This is a genomic window from Spiroplasma endosymbiont of Sarcophaga variegata (assembly GCF_965178695.1).
GTDB classification, from domain to species: Bacteria; Bacillota_I; Bacilli_A; order Mycoplasmatales; family Mycoplasmataceae; genus Spiroplasma; species Spiroplasma poulsonii.
The window spans coordinates 157842-171382 of the sequence record NZ_CBCXVU010000002.1 but is presented as its reverse complement, the minus strand read 5'-3'; the positions used below and the strand labels follow the sequence as shown (position 1 = coordinate 171382).

15 protein-coding genes are annotated in these 13541 nt (G+C 29.3%); 14 read left to right on the top strand and 1 reads right to left on the bottom strand.

Features of this window, described 5'->3' with window-relative positions; all coding sequences use genetic code 4:
* Positions 1-2 precede the first annotated feature (2 nt).
* Positions 3-2402: a phenylalanine--tRNA ligase subunit beta gene (gene pheT, locus ACOBME_RS02430; RefSeq protein WP_419334104.1), complete on the top strand. Its 2400-nt coding sequence runs from the start codon at positions 3-5 to the stop codon at positions 2400-2402.
* 19 nt (positions 2403-2421) lie between these two features.
* On the opposite strand, the gene ACOBME_RS02425 is transcribed toward pheT, so the two are convergent.
* Complete coding sequence (locus ACOBME_RS02425; protein ID WP_419334101.1) at positions 2422-3264, bottom strand: MurR/RpiR family transcriptional regulator; 843 nt, start codon at positions 3262-3264, stop codon at positions 2422-2424.
* A gap of 292 nt (positions 3265-3556) precedes the next feature.
* Here ACOBME_RS02425 and ACOBME_RS02420 point away from each other — a divergent pair, with 292 nt between their 5' ends.
* From ACOBME_RS02420 to ACOBME_RS02360, 13 genes are all read left to right on the top strand, one after another.
* Positions 3557-3799, top strand: coding sequence for a DUF177 domain-containing protein (locus ACOBME_RS02420; protein WP_338963665.1), 243 nt, complete (start codon positions 3557-3559; stop codon positions 3797-3799).
* A 46-nt stretch (positions 3800-3845) separates the two neighbouring features.
* Positions 3846-4808: an IS1/IS1595 family N-terminal zinc-binding domain-containing protein gene (locus ACOBME_RS02415; protein WP_338963247.1), complete on the top strand. Its 963-nt coding sequence runs from the start codon at positions 3846-3848 to the stop codon at positions 4806-4808.
* 188 nt (positions 4809-4996) lie between these two features.
* Positions 4997-5959 (top strand): IS1/IS1595 family N-terminal zinc-binding domain-containing protein, encoded by a 963-nt coding sequence (locus ACOBME_RS02410; protein ID WP_338963247.1) that lies wholly within the window; start codon positions 4997-4999, stop codon positions 5957-5959.
* Positions 5960-6147: 188 nt separating this feature from the next.
* Positions 6148-7110, top strand: coding sequence for an IS1/IS1595 family N-terminal zinc-binding domain-containing protein (locus ACOBME_RS02405; RefSeq protein ID WP_338963247.1), 963 nt, complete (start codon positions 6148-6150; stop codon positions 7108-7110).
* A gap of 267 nt (positions 7111-7377) precedes the next feature.
* Entirely contained in the window at positions 7378-7554 is a 177-nt protein-coding gene (gene rpmF, locus ACOBME_RS02400; RefSeq protein ID WP_338963664.1) for a 50S ribosomal protein L32, read from the top strand.
* A gap of 217 nt (positions 7555-7771) precedes the next feature.
* A complete protein-coding gene (gene mraZ / locus ACOBME_RS02395; RefSeq protein WP_338963663.1) occupies positions 7772-8203 on the top strand; it encodes a division/cell wall cluster transcriptional repressor MraZ in 432 nt (143 codons plus the stop codon).
* A 3-nt stretch (positions 8204-8206) separates the two neighbouring features.
* Positions 8207-9148 (top strand): 16S rRNA (cytosine(1402)-N(4))-methyltransferase RsmH, encoded by a 942-nt coding sequence (gene rsmH, locus ACOBME_RS02390; RefSeq protein ID WP_338963662.1) that lies wholly within the window; start codon positions 8207-8209, stop codon positions 9146-9148.
* 37 nt (positions 9149-9185) lie between these two features.
* Complete coding sequence (locus ACOBME_RS02385) at positions 9186-10529, top strand: cell division protein FtsA (protein ID WP_338963661.1); 1344 nt, start codon at positions 9186-9188, stop codon at positions 10527-10529.
* A gap of 39 nt (positions 10530-10568) precedes the next feature.
* A complete protein-coding gene (gene ftsZ / locus ACOBME_RS02380; protein ID WP_419334095.1) occupies positions 10569-11807 on the top strand; it encodes a cell division protein FtsZ in 1239 nt (412 codons plus the stop codon).
* Positions 11808-11809: 2 nt separating this feature from the next.
* Positions 11810-12238 carry a cell division protein SepF gene (locus ACOBME_RS02375; protein WP_338963659.1) on the top strand — a complete coding sequence of 143 codons (429 nt, stop codon included), beginning with the start codon at positions 11810-11812 and terminating at the stop codon, positions 12236-12238.
* Positions 12231-12689, top strand: coding sequence for a hypothetical protein (locus ACOBME_RS02370; RefSeq protein WP_338963658.1), 459 nt, complete (start codon positions 12231-12233; stop codon positions 12687-12689). The genes ACOBME_RS02375 and ACOBME_RS02370 overlap by 8 nt, the downstream gene beginning before the upstream one ends.
* A gap of 96 nt (positions 12690-12785) precedes the next feature.
* The gene (locus ACOBME_RS02365; RefSeq protein ID WP_419334092.1) at positions 12786-12980 is read left to right on the top strand and encodes a hypothetical protein; all 195 of its coding nucleotides are present in this window, start codon (positions 12786-12788) and stop codon (positions 12978-12980) included.
* 15 nt (positions 12981-12995) lie between these two features.
* Positions 12996-13400: a hypothetical protein gene (locus tag ACOBME_RS02360; protein ID WP_338963656.1), complete on the top strand. Its 405-nt coding sequence runs from the start codon at positions 12996-12998 to the stop codon at positions 13398-13400.
* Positions 13401-13541: the final 141 nt, after the last annotated feature.

Genomic DNA, 13541 nt, shown 5'->3' with positions numbered 1-13541 from the left:
CCATGATGATTATTACAAGAAAATGATTAAATAAATATATTGATTTTGAAGATATTACTAATGATGAAATTGCTGCGGCATTAAATAGTTTAGGGTTTGAGGTTGAACGCACTCATAATTTTGATCGTAATAGTAACGTTGTTTGTGGTCGCATCCAAGTTGTAAATGAAATTCCTGACACGCATTTAAAATTTTGCTTAGTTGATACAGCACAAGAATTAGTTGATCCAATTGTTTGTGGGGCTAAAAATCCAACTGAAAATGGTTATGCTGTTGTTGCAAAACCAGGAGCTGTTTTAGCAAATGGGATGAAAATTGAACCACGCCAAATTAAAGGATACGCTTCGGAAGGAATGTTGTGTTCGTTAAGTGAATTAGGTATTTCTGAGAAGTATTTAACAGACCAAGAAAAAGATGAAATTATTTTAAGTTTTAATGAAAAAGAAGTTTCTTATGACATGATTGGAGCTGATGATGTTTTAGTAAAAATTGGTTTAACAGATTATTTATTTGAAATTGATTTAACCTTAAATCGAAGTGATTGTTTAAGTGCTTATGAATTGGCCCGTGAATTGGCCCGTTATTTTAATAGTGAATTATATCCGTTAGAACTTGAATCAACAGAGAATTTAAAAGAATATCAAAATCCATTAAAAGTGACGTTAGATTCAACTGCTGTAGAATCAGCCATTAGTGTTAATGTCAAGTTGACAGCAGAACAAACACCATTAAAACTGGCGGAACGAGTATGATTAAAAATTAATGAATATAAATCAGATGTTACTGATCCATTGGGAGATTTAGCAATTAAAACAACGTTAGAAACAGGACAACCATTATTAATTTATGATTTTAATAAAATTAAAGGAACTTTAGAAATTACTGATAATTATGAAAATGACACTTTTGCAATTAAAAAAGGTGATTTAGTTGTTGTTGATGGTGATGAATTTGTTGAATTAATTGGGGTGCGGGTAAATCCAACGTATGCTGTTAGTGCCAAGACTGTTGAAATTACTGTTTTAGCATTACATTTAAATCATATCGTTATGCGTCAACAACAACGAAAAGTTGGGATTAGTAATATTAATTTACAACGTTATATTAAACCACTTAGTTATGCTACAGTTGGGTTAGGACTATCACGTTATTTATACTTGTTAAAAATTAATGGTTTTTTAGAAGAATTATCTGCTTTAAATTTTATTAAAGAATATAAAAAAGCAGTTGAACCAATTAGTATTAGATTAACTGAAATTAACGAGTTAATTGGCCATAATTTTCAGTTAGGAGATATTAAAACTTTATTAGAACCATTAGCGTTTCGCTTACAAGAAACAGGGGAAAAACTATTAGTAACTCCGCCCGTAACAAGAACTGATATTTTTCAAAAAGCAGATTTAATTGAAGAAATTGCGCGTTTGTTTGGTTATGATCAAATTACACCACAGCCACCAATTCTTCCTAACATAGCAAAAGCAAAACGCCCCTATGAAAAAACAATGAAGAATTTTGAAACATTTTTGTTAAATAATGGTTTTTATCAAGCAAAAACTTATGCTTTAGTTAGTACGAAGGAAATTGAAAATTTTAACTTTTTTGGTTATCAAAAACCATACCATTTATTATCACCATTATCCCAAGAACACGAAGTAATGCGTTTAAGTTTAACAAATAGTTTATTAGAAAGTATTGCTTATAACAATGCCCGCAATAATAAAAATATAAAATTATTTACGGTTGAAAAAATTTATGCCAATGATGGGGAAAATTATTATCATGGGGCATTTGTTAGTCAAACAGAAATTGTAAAAAATAAAGCAACTGGCGAGCAATTAACAAATTCATATTATTATATAAAAAGTTTACTAGAAGCTTATCTTGAAAGTGAACAAATTGATTTAAATATGTTAACTTATCAACCAGCACCAGCAAATAATGTTTATCATCCATATCAAACAAGTGAAGTTTGATTAGAGAAACAATTATTAGCGGTGGTTGGTGTGGTTCATCCCGTCTATAGTAAAGAACATGATTTAAAATCACCAGTTTATTTTGGTGAAATTAATTTTGAAGTAATTTTTAATTATTTGGCAAAAAAAAGAACTTTCTTTGCCGATCTTTATAAGTTTACCCCAAGTAGTCGTGATATTTCAATTTGAGTTCCAAACGAATTAAACTATCAAGATATTAAAGCAACAATTTTAACAGAAGTAAAAGATGTTGTTACAATGGAAGTGATTGACCAATATTTTGATGAAAAAACAATGCCAAATCATCGTGCTTTAACAATTAGTTTTACTTTTAATAATATGATAAAACAATTAACAGAAGCAGATGTTAATCAACAATTTGATAAAATTAAAGCTAATTTAGCAACGTTAAAATTACAAATTCGTTAAAAAAATGAAACAGATTGCTCTATTTCATTTTTTTAACATATTCATGTCATTCATCAATTGCCAAGTAATAATCTTGGTATTCTTCATTATGAGTTGGATGGTATTTGGCAATTAGCATCCCAAATATTATATTAATTAACATTAAACGTGAAACATAACGATGATTATCAACATAGAAATTTAAAATTTCTGTATTTTCTAAAGTTAATTTTTGAACATTAGGGGGACCTTTATATTCTTTGTTAATTGTTAATAAAATAATTTGAACATTACGTTTTGTTGCAATTTCAATTAGAAAATGATATTCAGCATCTTGTAAACTTTTAGAAACTAAGATTAGGAGATCTCCTGAACCAAGTGTTTCAATGATTTGAATTGTTGCATAATAGTTTGATAAATAAGTTGAATTATATTTTAAAACATTTAAGTGGAGATTTAAGTTATCACAAATTAAGGAATGACGACTAATTCCTCAAATAACAATACGGTTACTATTATGAATCGTATCAATAATTTGTTCTAACTGGTTTATTTTTAAATTGCGATAAGTTTCATCCAAAGCATAGGTATGTAACTTATAAATATTATCAATAACATTATGTAAGGTTGTGTCATCTTCTTGGATATCAAATTCCTTAATATTATTATATTTTCCAGCAACTCAGACTTTGAATTTACTATAATTTTCAAAACCTAATTTTTTAATTAATCGACTTAATGTTGATGTATTAATAAAAAGACTGTCAGCTAATTCATTGATAGTTAATTCTAGAACACTCTGAATGTCATTATTTAACTTTTCAATTAATTGAATTTGTAATTCAGTTAATTGTTTTTCTTTGTCACATGTTATTATTTTCATGGCGGCTCCTCATTTTTACACATTTGCGCTTTAAACATAAATGTATAATTATATTATAACAATAATTTTCCAAAAAAATTTTATTCATCAAATTAATTGTAGGGAAAAATCTGTTAAAATTAATAGTAAATGGGGGAAAATAATGATTTATACAGAAGCAGATTTGATCAAACAACCAATAATTACCATTGAAACAGCTCTAATTATTACTGATTAATTATTAGCTTATTCACCAAATATTAAAGCGCTAAATGATGTTTTTATTACCGGGGTTCTTACTTATCATGCAAGTTTGAATGCAGTTAATGTTGTTGCAACAATTCAAGGCGAAATCGTTGTTGAAGACGCCCGAACTTTAGAACATTTTAAGGTCCCAATTAATTTAAAATGAAACGATGAATATAGTTTTAAATTTTTTAAAAAAAGTGATATTAATTATTTAAATGAACAAAACTTTGATATAATAAAATATGCGTGAGATGAAATAATTATGAATATTCCCTTTAATTTTGTCGAAAACTCTTGATATTTATAAAATATACCTAAAATTAGGTATATTTTTAATATATAGAGGTAAATAAATGATGAAAAAAATAATTACAGAATTAATAAATAGCTTAACAGATGATCAATTTTTAGAATTTTATGAAAAAATAAAACAACAAGCAGACTTAATTAAAAAACAAAAACGTTTAAATGAAATTGATCAAAAATTTAGAGATAAAGGCATTATATGTCCTAATTGCAAATCTTTTCATTGTGTTAAAAATGGTCATAATTCCGAAGGAAAACAAAAATATTTATGTAAAAAATGTCGTGCTAGTTTTGATGCATTTCGTCATCATTTTACTTATTGAAGTCATTTAAATTATGAACAGTGAAATTTATTAATTCAAATTTCATTGTTAGGACAATCTAGTAAAATAATTTCTCGTTTTATTAAAACAACCCCAAAAACCGCTTGATATAATCGACAAAAATTAATGCAATCAAAACAATTAGAAAATACACAGTTAAAATTTAAAAAATTAAATGGTCAAATCCAAATGGATGAAACATTTATTAAAGAAATTCATAAAGGCAATTTTAAAGATAAATTTGATAAACGAAAAACTCATCTCGATCCATTTTCAACTGATACCAAATGCTGTATTCAAATGGCAGTTGATAGCAATAATAATATTTTTGTTCAATCCACCAATACCAAAAGATTACAAAAACAATGGATTATTGAAAATATGAATAAGCAACTAATTAAAGAAAAATCAATAATTATTTCTGATATGCAACCACTATATTTATTAGTAGCAAAACAAACAAATTCTACTCTATATTCCACCAAAACTAGTACAAACCCTGATACTAGTTATCAAAAGTTAAATAAGATTAGTAAATTACAATCCAGTCTTAAAGAAGCCTTAATTCATTATCATGGTTTGGGTTTCACTAATATTCAAAATTATTTAAAGCTCTGAAAATGAAAATACCAACACAAAGGTTTAACACCAAACCAACAATCAACGGTATTATATTTTAACGTTTAAAAAATTTAAAGCAAAATCATAATCTTACACAAAATTAGTTTTCAAATTGTCATATTGATGATTTTTTTTATTTCATCAAGAGTTTTCGACAAAATTAAAGAATATTCCCTTTAATTTTGTCGAAAACTCTTGATATTTATAAAATATACCTAAAATTAGGTATATTTTTAATATATAGAGGTAAATAAATGATGAAAAAAATAATTACAGAATTAATAAATAGCTTAACAGATGATCAATTTTTAGAATTTTATGAAAAAATAAAACAACAAGCAGACTTAATTAAAAAACAAAAACGTTTAAATGAAATTGATCAAAAATTTAGAGATAAAGGCATTATATGTCCTAATTGCAAATCTTTTCATTGTGTTAAAAATGGTCATAATTCCGAAGGAAAACAAAAATATTTATGTAAAAAATGTCGTGCTAGTTTTGATGCATTTCGTCATCATTTTACTTATTGAAGTCATTTAAATTATGAACAGTGAAATTTATTAATTCAAATTTCATTGTTAGGACAATCTAGTAAAATAATTTCTCGTTTTATTAAAACAACCCCAAAAACCGCTTGATATAATCGACAAAAATTAATGCAATCAAAACAATTAGAAAATACACAGTTAAAATTTAAAAAATTAAATGGTCAAATCCAAATGGATGAAACATTTATTAAAGAAATTCATAAAGGCAATTTTAAAGATAAATTTGATAAACGAAAAACTCATCTCGATCCATTTTCAACTGATACCAAATGCTGTATTCAAATGGCGGTTGATAGCAATAATAATATTTTTGTTCAATCCACCAATACCAAAAGATTACAAAAACAATGGATTATTGAAAATATGAATAAGCAACTAATTAAAGAAAAATCAATAATTATTTCTGATATGCAACCACTATATTTATTAGTAGCAAAACAAACAAATTCTACTCTATATTCCACCAAAACTAGTACAAACCCTGATACTAGTTATCAAAAGTTAAATAAGATTAGTAAATTACAATCCAGTCTTAAAGAAGCCTTAATTCATTATCATGGTTTGGGTTTCACTAATATTCAAAATTATTTAAAGCTCTGAAAATGAAAATACCAACACAAAGGTTTAACACCAAACCAACAATCAACGGTATTATATTTTAACGTTTAAAAAATTTAAAGCAAAATCATAATCTTACACAAAATTAGTTTTCAAATTGTCATATTGATGATTTTTTTTATTTCATCAAGAGTTTTCGACAAAATTAAAGAATATTCCCTTTAATTTTGTCGAAAACTCTTGATATTTATAAAATATACATAAAATTAGGTATATTTTTAATATATAGAGGTAAATAAATGATGAAAAAAATAATTACAGAATTAATAAATAGCTTAACAGATGATCAATTTTTAGAATTTTATGAAAAAATAAAACAACAAGCAGACTTAATTAAAAAACAAAAACGTTTAAATGAAATTGATCAAAAATTTAGAGATAAAGGCATTATATGTCCTAATTGCAAATCTTTTCATTGTGTTAAAAATGGTCATAATTCCGAAGGAAAACAAAAATATTTATGTAAAAAATGTCGTGCTAGTTTTGATGCATTTCGTCATCATTTTACTTATTGAAGTCATTTAAATTATGAACAGTGAAATTTATTAATTCAAATTTCATTGTTAGGACAATCTAGTAAAATAATTTCTCGTTTTATTAAAACAACCCCAAAAACCGCTTGATATAATCGACAAAAATTAATGCAATCAAAACAATTAGAAAATACACAGTTAAAATTTAAAAAATTAAATGGTCAAATCCAAATGGATGAAACATTTATTAAAGAAATTCATAAAGGCAATTTTAAAGATAAATTTGATAAACGAAAAACTCATCTCGATCCATTTTCAACTGATACCAAATGCTGTATTCAAATGGCGGTTGATAGCAATAATAATATTTTTGTTCAATCCACCAATACCAAAAGATTACAAAAACAATGGATTATTGAAAATATGAATAAGCAACTAATTAAAGAAAAATCAATAATTATTTCTGATATGCAACCACTATATTTATTAGTAGCAAAACAAACAAATTCTACTCTATATTCCACCAAAACTAGTACAAACCCTGATACTAGTTATCAAAAGTTAAATAAGATTAGTAAATTACAATCCAGTCTTAAAGAAGCCTTAATTCATTATCATGGTTTGGGTTTCACTAATATTCAAAATTATTTAAAGCTCTGAAAATGAAAATACCAACACAAAGGTTTAACACCAAACCAACAATCAACGGTATTATATTTTAACGTTTAAAAAATTTAAAGCAAAATCATAATCTTACACAAAATTAGTTTTCAAATTGTCATATTGATGATTTTTTTTATTTCATCAAGAGTTTTCGACAAAATTAAAGAATATTCCTATTAATTTATCAAAAAATAGTGATAAAATAATTAGTGGTGATTCAACTTGGTAAGTTTTTTCAGAAGATGAATTTGCAGCATATCAGGCCACTCAAGTGGATTCACGATGAGAACAATTACACGAGAAATTGGTTAAAACAACAAAGGAGGGGAAATAATGGCAGTACCATTTCGCAAAACATCCAAACAGGCAAAAAGAAAACGCCGTACCCATTTTAAATTAGTTGGGGCAACTTTAATAGTATGTAAAAATTGTGGGGCAACAATTAAGCCACACAGAGTTTGTCGTGAATGTGGATATTATAAGAATAAAGAAGTTGTTAGAGTTGATTAATCTAATATTTCATTAACCTGAGAATCTTGTTAAAGATTCTTTTTTTTGTTTTGGTTAAACCAAAGGGAAAAGTGGGAGCATCAATTAATCTTGGTTAAAAACCGGAAAGTTTTAATTGTTAAAAATTACTGTTTTTTGTAAAAAAATTACTAAAAGTGTTGCAAAGTGGGAAATATTATCATATAATATGTAGGAAAGTGGGGGAGAATGGGATAAAATGGCGTTATTAGGAACTTACAACCATACTTTAGATGATAAAGGAAGATTAACAATTCCTTCTAAAATGCGAGAGCAATTTAAAGATGAAAAAGTCTTTATATCTCTTGGTTTTGATGGTTGTATTGATGTTCGTAATGAAGCAGAATGACTGAAGTGAACGGAAAAAGTTGCTTCAACAGGTCAAGCCACACCCGAAGGGCGGGCATTAACACGGAAAATCATGTCAATGTCGGATGAAACTACTTTCGATAATGCTGGACGAATTAAAATCTTGTCCATTTTACAAAATAAAGTAAGTATTACTAAAGATGTTGTGATTATTGGAAATAACGATCACATTGAATTATGAGATCCGCAAGTTTGAGAAACTTATATTGACCAAGCACCAGGAATGGAAGAAGCGGCGAAAAACTTTGAGGAAAAAATTTAAGCGATGGAATTTAAACATCAAAGTGTTTTATTGCAAGAAGCAATGAGGGGGTTGAACATCATTCCCAATGGGATTTATGTTGATTGTACCTTAGGACGAGCTGGTCATAGTCTTGAAATTTTAAAACATTTAGCCACTGGAAAGTTATATTGTTTTGAACAAGATGAAGAAGCAATTGTTGCTTCTCAGCAGGTTTTACAACAAAGTAATTATGATAACTATGAAATTATTAAAAATAACTTTGTTAATTTAGCGGCTGAGTTACAATTACGCCAAATTAAAACGGTTAATGGCATTTTATATGACCTTGGCGTTTCATCCCCCCAATTAGATGATGACAAACGGGGCTTTAGTTATCGCTATGATAGCATGTTAGATATGCGGATGAATCAGCAACAAATATTAACAGCTAAAACAGTTATCAACACTTATTCTATTGCTGCTTTAGCAAAGGTTTTTCAAGAGTATGGGGAAGAACCATTTGCAAAAGTTATTGCCAAAAATATTGGGATTGCTCGTGCTGAACAACCAATTGCAACAACATTCGAATTAGTAACAATTATTAAAAAAAGTTTACCGCAAAAAGTTCTTAAGAAAGCAAAGCATCCCGCAAAACGCATTTTTCAAGCGCTACGGATTGAAGTAAATCAAGAATTAGCGGTTTTACAAGCATCGTTAGAACAAGCAGCAAAAATTCTAGCTGTTAAAGGACGGTTAGTTGTTATTTCGTTTCATTCGTTAGAAGATCGCATTGTTAAAAAGTATTTTCAAACGTTAACACAAGATCCAAACTATGAAATTAATCAACAATTACCAACGGCATCGCATTTTGAAAGTAATTACCGGATTATTACCAAAAAAGCAATTGTCCCAGCGGTGGATGAACAAATACTTAATCCTCGTAGTACTAGTGCAAAGTTACGAATATTAGAACGGGTGAAATAATATTCAACTTAAAAAATATTAAAGGGAGGTGAGCGAAATGGACTATAAATTAAAAGAAGTTTATGCTGTGTTAGAAATTAAAAATTATAGTTTTAGTTTTATGGTTGGTGTTTATAGTGAATCACAAATTAAAGTGCTCTATAAAAGACATCTTGAATATCGTTTTTGTGATAATGGAGTCATTATTGATGAAAAAAATGTTGCAAAAGAATTAGCGAATTTAATTAAAGATGCTAATCGCCAATTGGGACTTGAAATTGAACGGGTGGCAATTACAGTTCTGGCTAATAATATGACAATTAAAACTTCAACCAAAATGCTAAATTTAACGCATGACCGTTTGGTTACTAAGAATGATATTGATTCATTAATTACGTTAGCAAAAGAAGTACCATTATTAGATGATGAAACAGCATTCTTTATTAGACCATATCGTTACATTCTTAATGAACAAAAAGCATTATCATCGCCACCAATCGGGCAGGCGGCGCATAAAGTAAGTATTAAGGCAATTGTTTATGTAACAAAAAAACAAATTATTCAAAGTATTTTTGCTACTTTAAAATATGCCAAAATAGAAATTATGGGTATTCTTCCAGAAGGGTTTAGTCTTGCGTGAAATCTTGCATCACCAGTTGATTTGCAGAATGGGATTACAATTATTGATTGAGATCATGACAGTATTAAAGCTTACGTCTTTGTTCGTGAAACTTTATCTAACCAAATTATTATTCCGGGTGGAGTTAAAAAAATTATTAATCGGTTACGTCATATCTTAAACTGTGATAATAAGCAAGCACTAAAGTATTTATATAAAATTATTAATTTAAATAATAATAGTAAAGATAATTTAATTATTTATAGTAAATATGATCATCAACAACAAAAACAATTAAATTTGACCCATTATGATTTAAAACGAATTGTTAACCATGTTTTAAGTGAAGAAATGGAAACATTAAATGAAAAATTGGCACATAGCTTAGGGCGCTATCATTATCCAATTGTTGTTATTGGTGAAATTTTACGAATTAGTGGGTTTAAAGAAACCTTATTGGCTTTAAATAAAGACCGTAATATTTCAGTTTATACGGCGCCAACATTAGGGGCAAAAGAACCATGAACGACCGGTCTCTTAGGGAATATCTACTATCAACATTTAGCAAACAAAGTTAGCGCAACAAATGTTCAATCAGTTGATCATCGCTATATTCGTTATCTAAATAATAATCTTGATAAAAAACAGCGAATGTTACCACCGAATGAGAATGGTCAACCAGGTGGTTCTGGTGGAACACCACAAGGGGTCGTGAATCTTAATCAACAACATTTTAATAGTTCACAACAATATCATCAAAAATATTACCAAAATATCAAATAAATAGTACAATATATATATAAAAATGGAGGAGTTAAGGTTATGGACAATTTTGATAATTATGAACAAGTTGCGTCAATAAAGGTCATTGGCATTGGTGGAGCTGGTAATAATGCTGTTAATAGAATGATTGAAGCTGGTGTCCAAGGGGTTGAATTTATTGTTGCAAATACTGATGCCCAAATTATTAGTGTTTCAAAATCAAAAAATAAAATTGTATTAGGGAAAGAAACATCAAAAGGGCTTGGAGCAGGTGCTAATCCTGATGTTGGCCGTCAAGCAGCAATTGAATCAGCAGAAGAAATTAAAGAAGCGTTAAAAGGCGCTGATATGGTTTTTGTTGCTGCTGGAATGGGTGGCGGAACTGGAACTGGGGCTGCCCCAATTATTGCGAAAATTGCAAAAGAACAAGGTGCATTAACAGTTGGAATTATTACGACTCCATTTTCTTTTGAAGGACGTGCTCGGAACAGTTATGCGATTCAAGGAACCGATGAATTACGTAAATATGTTGATTCATTAATTATTATTTCAAATGACCGCTTATTAGAAGTTATTGGGGGCGTGCCATTAAAGGATTCCTTCAAAGAGGCGGATAACATTTTACGTCAGGGAGTACAAACAATTACCGACTTAATTGCGGTACCATCATTAATTAACTTAGACTTTGCTGATATTAAAACGGTAATGAAAAGTAAAGGTAATGCTTTGTTTGGAATTGGAATTGGTTCTGGAAAAGACAAAGCAATTGAAGCGGCTAATAAGGCGATTATTTCACCATTATTAGAAGCATCAATTCGTGGGGCAAAAGATGCCATTATTAATGTTACTGGTGGAAACACATTAACCTTAAATGACGCTAATGATGCTGTTGACATTGTTAAACAGGCAATTGGTGGTGAAATTAATATTATCTTTGGAACTGCTGTTAATGAACATCTAGATGATGAAATGATTGTGACAGTTATTGCCACAGGGTTTGATGAAGATGAAAATTTTTTAAACCCCGATAATAATTATTGTGCTTCAGCGGAAGAATATGAAGAACCTTCATCAAAAACAGCGCCACCTGAAAATGCTGATGAGGATCCAGAAGACCAAGATGTTGTCCGTAAGTGCCCAAGTTATTTTAATAATTTACAAGAAAATGCTGGCCGCGAAACAGCAAATGCCAGCCGTCGAATCAATGCGTGAAAAGAACATGTCAATGAGAATAATCGATCAGCTGATAATGATGATGACGATGATGATTTACCACCATTTGTTCGTCGTAGTTGATAATAATGAGCATTTTTAAGAAAAAACCTAAAAGTATTTACGATTCTCAACCACGAATTGATTTTAATGACACTGCTGCTGTTGAACCAATTGTCCAAACCGATCGCAAAGAAGATAACACCCCACAAGCACCAACCGTTCCTTTTCAAAAGGTTACTTTTGATGCGTCAGAACCAGCGCCGAACGTTGCAACTAGTGATGAAACTAGTTCAACGATAAGCACTGGTTTTGTTGCAGATAGTTATAATGATGCTCCGAAAATGGCTGATTTATTATTAAGCAAAGGACAGTTAGTTGTTCATTTGGAAAAGTTATCAAAAGAAGAGCGAATTCGGTTGTTAGATTTTATGACCGGGGTAATGTATGCGTTTGATGGGGATGTTCAAAAGTTAGAACATAAGACTTATCAATTTATGATTAGAAAAGATGCTTAATAAAACTCAATTATTACAACATTACCAGCAAGATTATGATTTAATTAATAAAATTAAGGGTTGGTGTGCCCAAGCACGCCAAGGAAAAATTGTTGCAACCGGTTTTCTTGATTTACGCCAATTAGCAATTTTAACGGCAATCCTTCGCCAAGAAAAAATCACTGATTATAGCATTCACGAATCATTTGTGAATGGCTTTCGGAAGACGGTTACTTTTAATAGTACCCAGGATAATACGATTATTCTGACAACCCCGCAACCAACTCCCACTATTTTACAACATCATCTTGTGCCGGGGTTCATTTTAAACCAGTTACAGTTAGATTTGCGTGTAATTGGTGATTTATATGTTACTGCGACTATGATATCTTTAAGTGTTTTAGCAAAAATTGGACCAGTGTTTACTAATACACCACTGGTAATTCAAAAGCATGTTCTAATATGACACTAAGTACCATCACCCGTTGTCCTTGACCACCAGTTTACGATTTTTACTAAAACAGTTAAAAGTTTACGGTTAGATGCAATTGTTAGTGCGATTTGTAATTTGTCCCGCCAAAAAGGGCAAGCTTATGTTGAAGCAGATAATGTTTATGTTAATTTTTCGGTGGTAAATAATAAGACTTTTCAAGTTGCTTGTGATATTATAATATCAATAAGGCGGTATGGTCGTTTTAAAATTAATGAAATTATTCCGAGCAAAAATCAACATTATCGAATTACAATTGCAAAATTTGCATAAAAGGTAGGGAAAGTTATGGCAGAACAAGATAGAGACTTACGAACAGTTATTCGTGAACAAAATGAAATTATTGAAAAGTTAACATATGATAATCGCCAATTAGTCCAACGGTTGCAAGAATTACAACATTTAGAGCATATTTCGCGCTATAACATTGAGAAATCGCGGGAAGCCTTTGAAGTTGCTAGTCATAACGCTGGGCGAATTATTATGAAAGCAGTTGATTTTTCATATGCGTTTAAAGATGAAATTGCCTTATTATTAGAAGCAATTGATGATCACCGCCATAATCCGCAAAATGTCTTAAAAGTAATTGATGAGTTCTTAGAACGTAATAAACGAATTTATGCTTTTTCAATTAATGATGGGGAACGGATTACGGAAATGATTAAGAAAGAAATTATTAACAAAATTAGATAAATAGTGTAAGATTTATTTATAAGAAAACAAACCACAATTATTTGGCCCTTTTATCGCAGCAAGGTTAGGAAGATGAGAGCTAATTATAAAACCCAAATAATTATCCCTTGTTTTTACAACTAAACAAACATTGTAAAAAAA